General features: G+C 70.8%; 17 protein-coding genes and 2 pseudogenes. 11 read left to right on the forward strand and 8 right to left on the reverse strand.

Annotated features, from left to right (window positions below; translation table 11 throughout):
• The 3 genes and pseudogenes from ACOADB_RS20580 to ACOADB_RS20590 form a co-directional block, all read right to left on the reverse strand.
• Positions 1 to 93, reverse strand: a pseudogene (locus ACOADB_RS20580) (DNA-binding response regulator); the annotation flags it as partial.
• 5 nt (positions 94 to 98) lie between these two features.
• Positions 99 to 1,259, reverse strand: a complete 1,161-nt coding sequence (locus ACOADB_RS20585; RefSeq protein ID WP_378602824.1) for a sensor histidine kinase — start codon at positions 1,257 to 1,259, stop codon at positions 99 to 101.
• 82 nt (positions 1,260 to 1,341) lie between these two features.
• Positions 1,342 to 1,755 (reverse strand): hypothetical protein, encoded by a 414-nt coding sequence (locus ACOADB_RS20590; RefSeq protein ID WP_378602827.1) that lies wholly within the window; start codon positions 1,753 to 1,755, stop codon positions 1,342 to 1,344.
• Positions 1,756 to 1,863: 108 nt separating this feature from the next.
• Between ACOADB_RS20590 and ACOADB_RS20595 the strand changes: the two genes are divergently transcribed.
• From ACOADB_RS20595 to ACOADB_RS20610, 4 genes are read left to right on the forward strand one after another with little or no spacing between them, the layout of a single operon-like run.
• Positions 1,864 to 2,016 (forward strand): hypothetical protein, encoded by a 153-nt coding sequence (locus ACOADB_RS20595; protein ID WP_182481284.1) that lies wholly within the window; start codon positions 1,864 to 1,866, stop codon positions 2,014 to 2,016.
• A 1-nt stretch (position 2,017) separates the two neighbouring features.
• Positions 2,018 to 2,476, forward strand: a complete 459-nt coding sequence (locus ACOADB_RS20600) for a RidA family protein (RefSeq protein WP_378602831.1) — start codon at positions 2,018 to 2,020, stop codon at positions 2,474 to 2,476.
• Positions 2,473 to 3,342 (forward strand): NUDIX hydrolase, encoded by an 870-nt coding sequence (locus ACOADB_RS20605; RefSeq protein WP_378602834.1) that lies wholly within the window; start codon positions 2,473 to 2,475, stop codon positions 3,340 to 3,342. Before ACOADB_RS20600 ends, ACOADB_RS20605 begins: the two co-directional genes overlap by 4 nt.
• Before the next feature lie 4 nt (positions 3,343 to 3,346).
• Positions 3,347 to 4,177 (forward strand): MBL fold metallo-hydrolase, encoded by an 831-nt coding sequence (locus ACOADB_RS20610; protein ID WP_378602837.1) that lies wholly within the window; start codon positions 3,347 to 3,349, stop codon positions 4,175 to 4,177.
• Between the two features lie 5 nt (positions 4,178 to 4,182).
• Here the strand turns inward: ACOADB_RS20610 and ACOADB_RS20615 are convergent, their stop codons facing one another.
• The 4 genes from ACOADB_RS20615 to ACOADB_RS20630 all read right to left on the reverse strand — a co-directional run bounded on the left by ACOADB_RS20615 (position 4,183) and on the right by ACOADB_RS20630 (position 7,448).
• Positions 4,183 to 4,917, reverse strand: a complete 735-nt coding sequence (locus ACOADB_RS20615) for a hypothetical protein (protein WP_378602840.1) — start codon at positions 4,915 to 4,917, stop codon at positions 4,183 to 4,185.
• Complete coding sequence (locus ACOADB_RS20620; protein ID WP_378602843.1) at positions 4,910 to 5,677, reverse strand: helix-turn-helix domain-containing protein; 768 nt, start codon at positions 5,675 to 5,677, stop codon at positions 4,910 to 4,912. The genes ACOADB_RS20615 and ACOADB_RS20620 overlap by 8 nt, the downstream gene beginning before the upstream one ends.
• 73 nt (positions 5,678 to 5,750) lie before the next feature.
• Positions 5,751 to 7,055 carry an MFS transporter gene (locus ACOADB_RS20625; protein WP_378602846.1) on the reverse strand — a complete coding sequence of 435 codons (1,305 nt, stop codon included), beginning with the start codon at positions 7,053 to 7,055 and terminating at the stop codon, positions 5,751 to 5,753.
• 30 nt (positions 7,056 to 7,085) lie between these two features.
• Positions 7,086 to 7,448: a DUF1330 domain-containing protein gene (locus tag ACOADB_RS20630; protein WP_378602849.1), complete on the reverse strand. Its 363-nt coding sequence runs from the start codon at positions 7,446 to 7,448 to the stop codon at positions 7,086 to 7,088.
• 114 nt (positions 7,449 to 7,562) lie between these two features.
• On the opposite strand from ACOADB_RS20630, the gene ACOADB_RS20635 reads away from it, so the two are divergent.
• Positions 7,563 to 8,321 (forward strand): helix-turn-helix domain-containing protein, encoded by a 759-nt coding sequence (locus ACOADB_RS20635; RefSeq protein ID WP_378602852.1) that lies wholly within the window; start codon positions 7,563 to 7,565, stop codon positions 8,319 to 8,321.
• A gap of 36 nt (positions 8,322 to 8,357) precedes the next feature.
• On the opposite strand, the gene ACOADB_RS20640 is transcribed toward ACOADB_RS20635, so the two are convergent.
• Complete coding sequence (locus tag ACOADB_RS20640) at positions 8,358 to 8,978, reverse strand: Crp/Fnr family transcriptional regulator (RefSeq protein ID WP_182380449.1); 621 nt, start codon at positions 8,976 to 8,978, stop codon at positions 8,358 to 8,360.
• Positions 8,979 to 9,211: 233 nt separating this feature from the next.
• Between ACOADB_RS20640 and nth the strand changes: the two genes are divergently transcribed.
• The 6 genes and pseudogenes from nth to ACOADB_RS20670 all read left to right on the forward strand — a co-directional run.
• Complete coding sequence (nth, locus tag ACOADB_RS20645) at positions 9,212 to 9,940, forward strand: endonuclease III (protein ID WP_378602855.1); 729 nt, start codon at positions 9,212 to 9,214, stop codon at positions 9,938 to 9,940.
• Positions 9,941 to 9,996: 56 nt separating this feature from the next.
• Positions 9,997 to 10,608, forward strand: a complete 612-nt coding sequence (locus ACOADB_RS20650) for a TlpA family protein disulfide reductase (protein WP_378602858.1) — start codon at positions 9,997 to 9,999, stop codon at positions 10,606 to 10,608.
• Complete coding sequence (locus tag ACOADB_RS20655; protein ID WP_378602861.1) at positions 10,605 to 11,396, forward strand: NUDIX hydrolase; 792 nt, start codon at positions 10,605 to 10,607, stop codon at positions 11,394 to 11,396. Before ACOADB_RS20650 ends, ACOADB_RS20655 begins: the two co-directional genes overlap by 4 nt.
• A gap of 4 nt (positions 11,397 to 11,400) precedes the next feature.
• Positions 11,401 to 12,576 (forward strand): MarP family serine protease, encoded by a 1,176-nt coding sequence (locus tag ACOADB_RS20660; protein ID WP_378602864.1) that lies wholly within the window; start codon positions 11,401 to 11,403, stop codon positions 12,574 to 12,576.
• Positions 12,577 to 12,597: 21 nt separating this feature from the next.
• The gene (locus ACOADB_RS20665; protein WP_378602867.1) at positions 12,598 to 13,386 is read left to right on the forward strand and encodes an enoyl-CoA hydratase/isomerase family protein; all 789 of its coding nucleotides are present in this window, start codon (positions 12,598 to 12,600) and stop codon (positions 13,384 to 13,386) included.
• 53 nt (positions 13,387 to 13,439) lie between these two features.
• Positions 13,440 to 13,912 (forward strand): annotated as a pseudogene (locus ACOADB_RS20670) (NADH:flavin oxidoreductase); the annotation flags it as partial.

Raw genomic sequence — 13,912 nt, forward strand, 5'->3', positions numbered from 1 at the left:
CGTGAGGTCGGGCTGGCTGTCGATGAGCATCCGGAACCCGGCCCGGACCAGTTCCTGGTCGTCGACGAGGAACACCCGGATCGGGTCGCTCACGGAGCTCACAGCGGGATCCTCGCGCAGACGCGGTAACCGCCGCCGGGCATCGGCCCCGCCGTCAGGTCGCCCTGGTGGGCGCCGACCCGCTCCCGCATGCCGGTGAGCCCGAGTCCGCCGCCGTCGTCGCGGGCCGCGGCGCCCCGTCCGTCGTCGTCGACCTCGACCACCACGGTCCCGTCGTCGATCCGCAACCGGACGCCTGCCGACGCGCCCGGACCGGCGTGCTTGCGGACGTTGGTCAGCGACTCCTGGACCACGCGGTAGACGGTGAGCGCCACCCCGTCGGAGACGGTCGGCACGGGGTCGGGCAGGTCGACCACGACCGGTGTCCCGGCGCCCTGCGCGTCGGCCACCAGGCCGGCCAGGTCGGCCAGCCGGGGCTGCGGTGCGGTCGCGGCACCGTCGGCGCGCAACAGGCCGAGCATCCGGCGCATCTCGGCCATCGCCTCGCGTCCGGTGTCCGCGATCGTCGCGAGGGTCGGTACGACGACCGAGGGATCCGTTGCGGCCACGGCCCGGGCCCCGTCCGCCTGCACCACGATCGTGGTCAGTCCGTGGGCGACGACGTCATGCATCTCGCGCGCGATCCGTTGCCGCTCCTCGATCGCGGCCAGCGCGGCCTGCTGCGCCGCCTCGTGCTCGAGTCGCTGTCCGCGCTCGACCAGCGCATCGACGTACGACTGCCGGACGCGGTTGAGCGTGCCGAGCGCCCATGCGACGACCACGACGAGGGCGATGGTGAGGAAGTAGGCGGAGACGTTCTGGAAGGTGAGCTGCGTGCCGTCGTACCCGCGCAGCCAGACGACCGAGGCAATGCCCGCGCCGAGCAGGCCGGTGGCCATCGCTGCCGCGCTCCACCAGGCCGAGCCGAAGCGGGCCACCGAGTAGGTCGCGATCGGGAAGGCGACCTGGCTCCACAGCGGGATGTCGACGAGAGGGGCCTGGACGGCGCTGCCGAGGGCCACGACCGCGAACACGGGCACCGGCCACCGCCGCCGTACGGCCAGGGGAGCGATCTGGACCAGCATCAGCAGTCCGTGGAGCGGGTTCCCGAAGAGGAGGAACGCCGGGACGGGCAGCAGGAGGAAGGCGGTGAGGCCGAGGTCGAACCACCGCACGCCCCGCGGGCCGAGGCGCCACGGTTGCCGGTCTGGTCGAGCCACCGGTCCACCGTAGAGGGCAGGCCGCGCTCGCGCGTCAGACCACGGGTGGACCTGGATCAGGGCAGCTCCGGGGGACCAGCGCTCAGGCAGCGAGCTTGTCGGCCAGCACGATCCACGTGAAGAAGCTGATGCCCAGCAGCATGCCGATGTGGCCCAGGATCGACAGGGCCGGTCCCTGCGCCCAGCTGTCGCCCGTCGCATCGGCGGCGTGCTTGCTCGGGCGCGACATCCACCGGGTGAGGATCAGCAGGCCGATCAGCACCTCGATCCACCACACCGCCAGGGCGACGGCACCGACGGTCCCGTCGGGGGAGGAGAGGTAGTAGATCCACACGGCCAGTGCCACGACGCCCACCATGGTGTGGGCCCGGACGATCCCGAGAGGGACGAGCGCGTGGCCTGCCTGGGACTGCTCCGAGGAGAGGCCCATCCTGGTCAGGAGCACGACGACCGCGGCCAGCCCGGTCAACATCCATACGGCGTTGTCGAGACTCACGGCGGCATCGTCGCACAAGTTGTGACGGGCGCCACTCCGTGGCGTGCCCGGCCCGCCCGGGATCGGGCGGCGGTGCCGGCCTCGACCGGCCTGAGTATCGTGCGGAGCATGACCAAGTGGGAGTACCAGGTAGCGCCCGTCCTCAACCACGTTGCGGCGCAGATCCTCAACAACTTCGGCCAGGACGGGTGGGAGCTCGTCACGCTCATCCCCGGCCAGGGCGGCAACGACATCGCGTACTTCAAGCGTCCGGCCGAGTGACGTGACTGCGGAGGAGCGGCTCGCCGAGCTCGGACTGACCGTCCCGGAGGTCGTGCCGCCCGTCGCGGCCTACCTCCCCGCTGTCCGCAGCGGCGCGATGGTCTACACCGCCGGGCAGATCCCGATGCGCGACGGCGTGCTCGTCGCGACCGGCAAGGTCGGCGACGGTGTCACCCCCGAGGTGGCCTACGAGTGCGCCCGCCAGTGTGCGCTCAACGCGATGGCGGCGATCCGTTCGGTGACCGGAACGCTCGAGGGCATCCGCATCCTGAAGGTCGGCGTCTTCGTCGCCTCGGCCCCGGACTTCACGGCCCAGGCGGCCGTGGCCAACGGTGCCTCCGAGCTGTTCGGCGCGGTGTTCGGTGAGCTCGGCGTGCACGCGCGCTCGGCTGTCGGCGTCGCCGTGCTGCCGCTCGACTCGGCGGTCGAGGTCGAGGTCATCGCCGAGGTCGTCGGGTGAGGATTCCCCTCCCTCCGGTCCCGCTGCCCGAGGAGTTCGCCGCGCTCGCCCGGGAGTACGCCGACGGGCAGCGTGAGGCCGCCGAGCCGCGCGACGCCGCGACCGTGATCCTGCTGCGGCCCGGTGCCGATGGCGCGCCCGAGGTCTACCTGCTGCGCCGCCAGACCACGATGGCCTTCGCCGGCGGCATGTGCGTGTTCCCCGGTGGTGGCGTCGACCCGCGCGACTACGACCACACCGTCGCCTGGGCGGGGCCCTCGCCGGCCGACTGGGCGGCCCGCCTCGGCACGACCGAGGACGTCGCCCGGGCGCTCGTGTGCGCGGCGGTGCGCGAGACCTTCGAGGAGTCGGGCGTGCTGCTCGCCGGCACCTCGGTCGACAACGTCATCGCGGACACCACCGGCGACGAGTGGGAGGCCGACCGGGTGGCGCTCGAGTCGCGCGCCGAGTCGATGACCGACTTCCTGACCCGCCGCGGGCTGGTGCTGCGAACCGACCTGCTCGGCGTCTGGACCGGCTGGCTCACGCCGATCTTCGAACCCAAGCGCTACCGGACCTACTTCTTCGCGGCCCGGCTGCCCGAGGGCCAGCGCACCCGCGACGTCTCCACCGAGTCGTCGGAGGTCGTGTGGCTGCCGGCCGCCGAGGCTGCCGACCAGGCCGATCGCGGCGAGCTCGCGATGCTCCCGCCGACGTACCTCACCTGCCTGGAGATCGGCACCCACGCCGATCTCGACGAGGTGATGGCGGCGAGCGTGGGCCGCACGGTCGAGATGTTCATGCCGGAGGTCGAGCCGCTGGGTGACGGCTTCACCCTGTCGATGCCCGACGACCTGCGGCCGCTGGTGGCGGCCCGGAGGTCCTGAGGTCGTGACCCAAGCGTTCGTGCCCTGGCAGGGCGGCGAGTACGGCGCCCGCGGGCGCTGCGTGCTCGCGCCCAACCCCGGGATCATGACGCTCGACGGGACCAACACCTGGATCCTGCGCGAGCCCGGCGCCGACCGCTCGATCGTGGTCGACCCGGGGCCATTGCACGACGACCACCTCGACGCGGTCGCTGCCGTCGCGGGGCAGGTGGAGGCCGTCGTGGTGACGCACCACCACCTCGACCACACCGAGGCGGCCCGCTCGTTCGCGGAGCGGATGGGCTGCGGCGTGCGTGGCCTGGACCCCGACCAGTGCTGGCGTTCGGAGCCGATCGTCGACGGTGAGGTGCTGTCGGTCGCCGGATTGCAGGTCGAGGTGTTGACGACGCCCGGCCACACGAGCGACTCGGTGTCGTTGCTGGTCGAGGCCGATGGCGCGCTGCTGACCGGCGACATGGTGCTCGGCCGCGGCACCACCGTGATCGTCCACCCGGACGGCGACCTCGGCTCCTACTTCGACTCCATCGCGAAGATGCGTGCGCTCGTCACGGACGGCCGGGCGCAGTCGCTGTGGCCGGCCCACGGTCCGGTCCTGCCGGACGCGGCCGCCGTGCTCGACCACTACGTGGTGCACCGCCGCGAACGCCTCGCCCAGGTCGAGGCCGCCCTCGGGCGGTTGGGGCTGAGCCCGGCCCAACTGCCGCCCGACGTCGCCGAGGACCCCGACCTGCCGCGGAAGGTCGTCGAGGTCGTGTACGCCGACGTGGACGAGTCCTTGTGGGTGGCGGCCGAGTGGTCGGTGCGCGCGCAGCTGTCGTACCTCGCGGGCCGGTGAACGGCTCAGTCGTTCAGCTTCGCCGCACGCTCGAGTCGGTCGAGAGCCTCGGTGGCGTTCTCCACTGACATTGCGGAGTCGTCCTTTCGGCAGTAGGTGAGCATCTTTCGCAGTCGCGTGCGGTCCTTGTTCACCAACGCGGCTTCCCGGAAGTCACGGGCCGAGACAAGACTGGCCAGAACAACGAAGTCGGTGCAGTGCCGTGTGCTGGCACGGTCGGCGGCGATCTCGGTTCGCGCTGCGGCCTTGCCGACGAGGGCTCCCACGAGACTCGGGCGGAGGACGGTGCCGGTTCGGCCGTCGGCCGTTACGAGCACGGGCTCGCTCCGGTTGAGAGCCTGGGTGGTGCCGGGCGCGGAGATGGTCGGGGCTCCACCTGCGCCGAGTCGAGCCGCCGCGCGTTGGCCGATGCCTTCCGGGATGAGGACGTCGATCTGGGCCCGGTCGCGCCGCCAGCGGTGCTGGATGCCATCGCCCGAAGTGTCCGGTGTGAACCCCATGTCCTTCAGCGCACCGGTGAACGATTCCAGCATGGTGGTGGAGGCACGGACGTTGACGACGGTGTCGACGTCATTGGTCGGGCGGGTCGGTGTGGCGCCTCGTTCGGCGCAATGCAGGTGAACCAGTTGTCCGCCGATGAGGGTCCAGTCGGTGCTGATGCGGTTGTAGAGGTCCATGAGGGCGTGCCACGACTGCTTCTGTGGCTCGTTCATCGCAGGCAGTTCGACGGGCTCAGCCATGATCCGCTCCGCTGATGTGGGCTTCCCGTGCAACGATCGCGGCACGCAGGTCGGCGATCACACGGATGGCTTCGATCTTCTCGCGGACGCCGTCGTGCTCGGCCAGGTCCGCCGCGAGCGCGAGCGGAGAGCACGCCACCTCATCGAGGTCACCCAGCGCGACCGGGATTGCCTCGTCGGAGTCCACGACGTGGAGGATGACGTTGGCTCGAGAGTCACGAGCAGGGGACAGCAGGTAGTCCGCGACGAGGTCGTCGAGGTCGTCGGCAGCCACGTATCCTTCGGCGACGCCGGCGGCAGACATGTTCGCCGCTGCGAGCGAGACACCGGAAAGGTGGACGCGCTCGTCGTCACGGACGTCGGGCAGGTCGCGGGACGAGGCTTCGAACAGCGCCCGCACACCTCGATTGCGCAAGGCGTGGACGACCTGTGCTGCGGCATCGTCGATGTCCTCGGAGGACGCCTGCTCGAGCAGACGTCTCAGCCGCGACCGAGCACGCGATCGGGCGGGCGGGCTGAGCTCCGCCGCGGCCTGATCGCTGGCGGCAACGGCGAGCAGGTCCCACGCGGACTTGGTCGACAGCGGCCGCCCCGGCCCACGGTGATGCTTGATCCGACGTACGTCGTTGACCTCGACGACCCATTGATGGCCGACCTTCTCCGCGGGCAGGGACCCTTCCCGGATGCGCTGATGGACGCGTTGCGGATGGACGCCGAGCATCTCGGCGGCTTCGACCACGCTGACGCGGACACCGGACATGGCGACCTTCCTGACCGTCTCTGATTGCGATAATCCTATAAGAACTTATAGGTTTCCTGCAATCGACTCAGGCTCAGCCCAGAACGTTCGGAACCCGGCCGTACGCCTCGGGCTCCTCGGCCATGATCTTGGCCCGCGCCTTCACCCGGTAGCGCCAGATCTGCACGAGGCCGACGCCCCAGAGCAGGTACTGGCACGACATCGCCGCCCGGAACGCGTCGGGCGTGTAGTCGGTGCTCGACCCGGGCGTGCGCCAGTCGAGGACCACGCCGATGCCGACGACGAGCAGCAGGCTTGCGAGGAAGCCGGCCTGGTTGATGATCCCGGTCGCGCTGGCAAGGCGGTCGGCCGGATTCGACGTACGGCCGAGGTCGAAGCCGATCATCGACGCCGGTCCGCCGACGCCGGCCACGATCACCAGCAGCACGAGGAGTGCCAGCGGGGCCGGCCCGGGCCAGGACAGGACCGCGGTCCAGACGACGACGATCGACGCCACGATCGCGATCACGATCGTGGAGCGGTGCCACGGGTGGTGGGTGATCGCCCAGCCGAGGACCGGACCGGTCGCCATGACCGCGATGACCATCAGGGTGAGCAACAGTCCGGCCACGTGGTCGGAGCGGCCCTCGCCCTGGACGAGGAACGGGTAGCCCCACAACAGGCCGAGCGTGGTCGCGCTGAACTGGGTCGAGAAGTGCATCCAGAAGCCCAGACGGGTGCCGGGCTGCGCCCAGGACGCCCCCAGGCTGGTGCGGATCTGGGTCCACGACAGCGCCGGACCGCGCATCGATCGCGAGGTCGGTGCGTCGTGGACGATGAAGAGCAACGCGATGACCAGGACGATGCCGAGCGACGCGGCGAGCAGGTACGAGCGCGTCCAGCCCAGGTTCCCCAGCGCCCACGTCATGGGTACGGCGGCGAGGATCGCGCCGAGCTGACCCAGGACGCCGGTCAGCTGGGTCATCAACGGGATCCGCCGCGGAGCGAACCACGTGGTGACCAGGCGCAGCACGCAGATGAAGGTCATCGCATCGCCGATGCCCACGAAGAGTCGGGCGAGCAACGCAAGTGCGTACGTGTCGGCGAAGGCGAAGCCGGCCTGCGCCACGATCAGCACCACCGCACCGGTCAGCAGCACCCGGCGCGGCCCGAAGCGGTCGACCAGCAGGCCGACGGGGATCTGCATGGCCGCGTAGACGAGCAGCTGCAGCATCGTGAAGGTCGCGAGCTGCGAGGCGCCGATGTCGAAGCGTTCGGTCGCGGCGAGGCCGGCGACGGCGAGCGAGGAGCGGTGGAACACCGCCAGCAGGTAGACGAGCAGCCCGACGGCCCAGATGGGGTACGCCCCCCGTGCGGTGGTCGCAGCGGGGAGGTTCACCCAGCAAGGCTAACGGCGCCGTGGCTGCGGTCAGGCGCCGGTGCCGCCCAGCAGAACAGCGAGCTTGTCGACCGCGCGGTATCCGCTCGGAACGCCCTCGACCAGCGCCGCGATGGACTGCGAGTGCTCGGTTCGCAGCGGCAGGATCGCCTGGTAGTCGGCCGACAGGTACCAGTCCCTGGCCGCTGCCTGGTTGGGGAATTCGATGATCACGATGTCGCCGTCCCAGGTGCCCTCGGCCGGCGTCAGCTCGCCGCCGTGGACCAGGAAACGGCCGCCGGACGGCGCGAGGGTGGCGTCGATCTTCTCGATGTACTCGACGATCGCGTCCCCGAAGTCGACCTCGCGGAGGTAGGCGATGGCGTAGGCGCGGGGGTTCACGGAGCTGCTCATGGTGTTCTCCATTCACGACGGTGGGATGTCCGCATCCCATCGCGGCCACCGGTCCCCGGTCGATGACCTCCGACGTCATGTCCCTGCTGCGGCGCGCTGGCTAGGTTGGGCGACGTGAACGCACCTGCAGGAGAGCTGATCCGCGGCTGGCGGCAGCGACGGCACCTGTCCCAGCTCGAGCTCGCCAGCCGGGCCGACGTCTCGACCCGGCACCTCAGCTACATCGAGACCGGCCGGTCCCGGCCGACGAGCTCGATGGTGCTGCGCCTGTGCGACTACCTGGAGGTCCCGTTGCGGGAACAGAACGAGCTGCTGCTCGCGGCCGGCCACGCCCCCGCGCACCCGGAGCACCAGCTGACTGATCCGCCGATGGCCGAGGCCAACGCCGCGCTCGAGGCGATCCTCGCCGCGCACCACCCCTACCCGGCGCTCGTCGTGGACCGTCGTTGGGAGCTGGTCAGCGCCAACGACGCGGCCTACTCGCTGATGGACGGCATCGACCCGGACCTGCTGGAGCCGCCGATCAACGTCATCCGGCTCTCGCTCCACCCCCGCGGCCTCGGGCCCCGCGTCGTGAACTTCGAGGAGTGGCGTGCCCACCTCGCCGAGCGCCTCCGCCATGAGTACGACGCCACGGGCGACCCGTTCATCGGGGAGCTCGCTGCCGAGGTCACCGGCGACGGGGTCGAGCCGATCGACTCCTCCGCGCTCGTCGTACCCCTGCAGCTGCGGGTGTCCGAGGACACTGTGCTGTCGTTCATCTCCACCACGACCGTGTTCGGGACGCCGCGCGAGGTGACCCTGTCGGAGCTGGCGATCGAGGCGTTCTACCCGGCCGACGAGGCGACCCGGAAGATCCTCAACGGGTACTGAGGCGCCGCGCGATCAACGCGGCGCCACCACCGATGTTCAGCGGGCGCGGCGACCCATGCGCTCGACGTCGAGGATGACGACCGAGCGGGGCTCCAGGCGCAGCCAGCCGCGCGAGGCGAAGTCGGCGAGCGCCTTGTTGACCGTCTCGCGGGAGGCGCCGACCAGCTGGGCCAGCTCTTCCTGGGTGAGGTCGTGGTGCACGTGGACGCCGTCGTCGGCGGTGCGGCCGAACCGGTCGGCGAGGTCGAGCAGCGCCTTGGCGACGCGGCCGGGGACGTCGGAGAACACGAGGTCGGCGACGACGTCGTTGGCCTTGCGGAGCCGGCCGGCGAGCTGGGTGAGGAGGCCGCGGGCGACGACCGGGCGGCCCTCGAGCCAGCGCAGCAGGTCGTCGTGGGACAGCGAGGCGAAGTCGGCGTCGGTGACCGCGGTGACGGTGGCGGAGCGCGGGCCCGGGTCGAACAGGGAGAGCTCGCCGAACATCTGGCCGGGGCCCATGATGGCGAGCAGGTTCTCGCGGCCGTCCGAGGACGTGCGACCGAGCTTCACCTTGCCCTCGAGGACGACGTACAGCTTGTCGCCAGTGTCGCCTTCGTGGAACAGCACCTCGCCGCGGCGCAGTCGCGTGGTCGCCAGCGACGTGCGCAGGGCGGCCATGGCCTCGTCGTCGAGTGCGCTGAACAGTGGCGCCTGACGGAGTACGTCGTTGTCCACGCTTTTCCTCCAAGGTGACTACGCATCGAAGGCCCGCCCCCCAGGGACGGATACGACCCATCAACACGCTCGCACGGCATCCTAGCCAGTGGTCGAACTCACACCTAGTCAGCGGGCGGCGGTTTCGACGCGTTGTCCCGGCCGGCGCTGTCGGCGGGCGCCCGTAGGCTGGGGCCGTGCGGGAGAACAAGCGGGCGATTGCGATCAAGGACGAAACTCCCACCCAGCGGGTCCGGCGGGCCCGCAAGATCGATCGGGTGCTCGCCGAGACCTACCCCGACGCCAAGGCCGAGCTCGACTTCGACAACGCCTTCGAGTGCCTCGTGGTGACCGTGCTGTCCGCGCAGACCACGGACAAGCGGGTCAACCTGGTGCGGCCCATCCTGTTCGCCGCTTACCCCGATCCCGCGTCGATGGCGGCCGCCGACCGCGACCACCTCGAGCAGATCGTCGGACCGCTCGGCTTCTTCCGTGCCAAGACGGAGTCCCTGTTGAAGCTCAGCGCCGCCCTCATGGAGCGGTACGACGGCCAGGTGCCCGGGCGCCTCGAGGACCTCGTGACGCTGCCGGGTGTGGGCCGCAAGACCGCCAACGTCGTGCTCGGCAACGCGTTCGACGTCCCCGGCATCACCGTCGACACCCACTTCGGCCGGCTCTCGCGGCGCCTCGGCTTCACCGAGGAGACCGACCCCGTGAAGGTCGAGCACGCCGTCGGTGCCCTCTTCGAGAAGCGCGACTGGACGATGCTGTCGCACCACCTGATCTGGCACGGCCGGCGGTGCTGCCACGCGAAGAAGCCCGCGTGCGGAGCCTGTCCGGTGGCGCGCTGGTGCCCGTCGTACGGCGAAGGTCCGACGGACCCGGGCGAGGCCGACAAGCTGCTGCGCACCGAGGGCCCCAATTGAACGCCGTTGGTCGAGGAGGTCGCTCTGCGACCGTCACGAGACCCCTGGTCGCGCTCGTGGCCGCCGGAGTGCTGCTCACCGGCTGCGACAGTGTCGCCCCGTCGCTGGCCTGCAAGGTGGACGTCGACTCGCCCGACCTGGTCGAGGACCGGGAGGCGGCCGGCATCGCCGACTGTGGCTTCCCGGTCGACACGACCGCACCCGCCGCGGCCCTGCCCGACCTCGCGCTGGACTGCCTCGGCGGCACGACCCCACGCTCGCTCGCCGAGGTGCGCGGGCCGGCGCTCATCAACTTCTGGGCGTCCAACTGCGGCCCGTGCCGCAAGGAGCTCCCGGTGCTGCAGGAGTTCCACGAGAAGTACGGCGACCAGGTGATGGTCCTCGGCGTCGACTACCTCGAGACCTACCCCGGTGCGGCGATCGACCTCGCGCGCCAGAGCGGGGTCACCTACCCCTCGCTCGCCGACGCGTGCGGTGACCTCCAGGAGACGAACCTCGTCGTCCAGGGGCTTCCACAGTTCGTGTTCGTGGACGCCGGCGGCGAGATCCAGCAGTCTGCTGGTGGCGTGGATTCGCTCGACGAGCTGATCGCACTGGTCGACCAGCACGTCGGGGTCGACGTCACCGCGAAGGCACCAGCCGACACTGCACAGGAAGGGGCCCGATGAGCACGCCGATGCCCGACGACGTCCGGGCCCGGATGGTCGACCGCATCCCGGACGAGATCCCCGAGGACCTGCCCGACTGGTTGCGGCCGCTGGCCGAGGGGTCGCGCAACATCGAGGGCATCGAGCTCACCCAGTTCCTCCCACCCGCTGGCGGCAACCCGCGCCGTGGCGCGGTGCTGATGCTGTTCGGCGAGAGCGATGCCGGCGGCGACGTGCTCCTCACCGAGCGTGCGCATCACATGCGCTCGCACCCCGGGCAGGTGTCCTTCCCGGGCGGCAAGATCGATCCCGGCGAGACCGCGGTCGAGGCGGCGCTGCGGGAGGCGTGGGAGGAGATCGGTGTCGATCCCGGAGGTGTCGAGATCTTCGGCGCCCTGCCGGAGCTGTGGCTCCCGCCGTCCAACTTCGCGGTCACCCCGGTGCTGGGCTGGTGGCGCGACCCCGGCCCGATCCGGGTCGCCTCGCCCGACGAGGTCCACCAGATCCACCGGGTGGGCCTGCGCGAGCTCGTCGATCCCGAGCACCGGATCTCGGTGCGCCACCCCGGCGGCTGGAATGGTCCCGGATTCCTGATCGGCGACGACAAGGACGTCATCCTGTGGGGCTTCACGGGCGGGATCCTGACCCGGTTCTTCTCGTTCCTTGGGTGGCTCCCCCCGGTGGACGACCCGCCAGTGCATGATCTCCCCGAGTACATGCTCGCCGAGTACGTCCGCCGGACGTCCGGGACGGGCGACGACGACCGGGTGGGTGACGACGGCATGGACCTCCTCGAACCGGACGAGTGATCGCGTGAACCTCCTCGACTGGCTCCTCGTCCTGCTCGTCCTCGCCTATGCCCTGTCCGGGTACTGGCAGGGCTTCGTCACCGGCGCCTTCGCCACGGTCGGCCTGCTGCTGGGCGGACTCGGCGGCATCCTGCTCGCGCCGGTCGTGCTGGAGAGCCTCGACCCGTCGCTGGCCGTCTCCCTCGGTGCGCTCTTCATCGTGATCCTGTGTGCGTCCCTCGGCCAGGCCCTGATGCAGTACGCCGGCGCGCGGGTCCGCGAACGCATCACCTGGCAGCCGGCCCGGGCGGTCGACGCCATCGGTGGCGCGCTGCTGTCGGCGCTGGCCGTGCTGCTGGTCGCCTGGGCGCTCGGCGTCGCGATCTCCGGCACCCGGATCGGCTCCGTGACCTCGATGGTGCGCAGCTCGACCGTCCTGTCGAAGGTCAACGAGGCGCTGCCGGACGCAGCTCCCAACGTGCTGCAGGCGTTCAACAACGTCGTCGGCACCGGGTTCTTCCCGCGCTACCTCGAACCTTTCGCCCCGGAGCAGATCATCGAGGTGGCTCCCGGCCCGTCGAACCTCCCCGGCAGCGCCAAGGTCAAGGCCACCCGCGAGAGCGTCGTGAAGATCAGGGGCGCCAACCAGTGCGGCCGTGGTGTCGAAGGCACCGGCTTCGTCTACGCCGAGGATCGCGTGATGACCAACGCCCACGTCGTGGCGGGCGTCGACGACCCCGAGGTGAACATCAACGGCGGCACCGAGCTGGCGCGGGTGGTGCTCTACGACAAGGAGCTCGACATCGCGGTGCTGGCCGTCGACACCGGTGGTGCGAAGGTGCTGGACTTCGACACGACCTCGGTGGCCGAGGACCCGGTGGCCATCGTCGGCTACCCGCAGGACGGGCCGTTCGACGTCCAGACCGGTCGGATCCGGTCCATGCAGAACCTCCGGTCCCCTGACATCTATGGCTCCGGCACCGTCGTACGCGAGGTCTTCTCGCTGCGCGGCCTGGTGCGTCCCGGCAACTCCGGCGGGCCGATCGTCACGCCCGAGGGGGATGTCGCCGGCGTGGTGTTCGCCGCGTCGGTCACCGACCCGGAGACCGGCTATGCCCTGACGGCTGAGCAGGTCTCGGCGAGTGCCCGGGCCGGCGAGGCCGAGGAGTCCGAGAAGGACACCGGGGACTGTGCCGCGTAGCGGTTCCGGCATCATGAACCCGTGACCGAGACGCCCGATTCGTACGTCAGCTACGCCCACGACGCCGGGGTTGCCCGGATCACCCTCGTCGACGGGGACCGGGGCAACCCGATCCACCCCGCGTCGGTGGCCCAGCTGTTCGACGCGGTCCGCAGTGCGGGTCGCGACGGCGCCCGGGTCATCGTGCTGGCCGCCGAGGGCCGCTTCTTCTCGGTCGGTGGCGACCTGGCGGCCTTCGAGTCCGCCGAGAGCCCTGCCGACTTCATCGACGACCTCGCCGAGGCCCTGCACCGCACGATCGGCGAGCTGGTCCGTTCCGAGGCGATCGTGGTGACGGTGGTGCAGGGCACTGCCGCCGGTGCCGGCTTCCCGCTCGCGGCCGTCGGTGACGTCGTGATCGCCGCCGACAACGTGAAGTTCAGCCTCGCCTACACGAAGGTCGGCCTCTCGCCCGACGGCGGCAGCTCGCTGCTCGTCAACACCCTCGGCCTGCACCGCACCCTGCGCCTGGCGATCCTCGGTGACCTGCTCACCGCTCAGGAGGCGTACGACGCCGGGCTGGTCGCGCGCCTGGTCCCCGCCGCCGAGCTGGCCGACACCGTCGAACAGGTCGTCGGTGTCCTTGCCGCGAGCTCGGCCTCGGCCAACGGCGCCGCCAAGCGGCTGCTGCGCGACGTCGCCGTCCCCGCTCCCGAGCTGGCCCTGCGCAAGGAGACGCTCTCGATCCGCAACCAGGCCGGTTCGCCCGACGGCATCGAGGGTGTCGCGGCGTTCGTGGGCAAGCGGGCGGCGCAGTTCAACCAGGGCTGACCTGCCTGACGGAAAACTAGAACGTGTTCCACTGACGGGGTTAGGCTTCGGGGGTGTCAGCTCCCGACGTGTTCAGTCCGGTCGACCTCGGTCCTGTGCGCCTGCGCAACCGCACCGTCAAGGCCGCCACCTTCGAGGGGCGCACGCCGGACGGTGAGGTCACCGACGCGCTGATCGCGTATCACCGGGCGCCGGCCGAGGGCGGCGTCGGACTGACGACGGTCGCCTACCTCGCCGTCGCGCCCGACGGCCGGACCCACCGCGAGCAGATCGTCGTGGGGGAGCGGACGTTGTCCGGCCTGAACCGGTTGACCGACGCCATCCATGCGACCGGGGCGAAGATCTCCGCGCAGGTCGGCCACGCAGGACCGGTCGCGAACGGCCGCTCCAACGGCGTGCCCGCGATCGCGGCGAGCCGGATGCCCAGCCCGCTGTCGATGCAGATGATCCGCTCGGCGAGCGAGAAGGACCTGACCCGGGTGACCCGTGCGTACGTCGATGCGGCGCGCACCCTCGTCACGGCCGG

The sequence above is a fragment of the Nocardioides sp. CPCC 206348 genome, from assembly GCF_048654705.1.
GTDB lineage: Bacteria > Actinomycetota > Actinomycetes > Propionibacteriales > Nocardioidaceae > Nocardioides.